This window comes from Vibrio splendidus 12E03, assembly GCF_000272105.2.
GTDB lineage: Bacteria > Pseudomonadota > Gammaproteobacteria > Enterobacterales > Vibrionaceae > Vibrio > Vibrio splendidus_I.
Window position 1 is genome coordinate 1 of sequence record NZ_AJZD02000064.1, and the last position, 337, is coordinate 337.

1 protein-coding gene is annotated in these 337 nt (G+C 44.8%); it reads right to left on the reverse strand.

The genetic code is table 11. The features are described from left to right. Window positions 1–337: reverse transcriptase domain-containing protein (locus A142_RS05950; RefSeq protein WP_032545362.1), on the reverse strand; the 337-nt coding region annotated here is incomplete at both ends.

Here is a 337-nt window from a genome sequence, read left to right on the forward strand (position 1 = left end):
CATTAGCATCAAGGTTGGAGATATTATTCCGCCTTGAGGTGTACCTTCTTCGGTATCGTAGAACAGGCCCTTATCTACATAGCCAGATTTTAACCATTGCTCTAACATTCGTTTATCTACAGTGATATTGTCCATCAGCCATTCATGCCCGATTTTGTCGAAGCAAGCTTTAATATCTCCCTCAAGAATCCATTTCGCTGATTGCTTTAGAGCCAAACATTTGAAGCACTGACTGACAGCGTCAGCCGTGCTGCGATTTGGCCTAAAACCATAGCTATTGAGGTCGGCAAACGTTTCGGACACAGGCTCTAATGCTAGAAGGTGGAGGGCTTGTTGC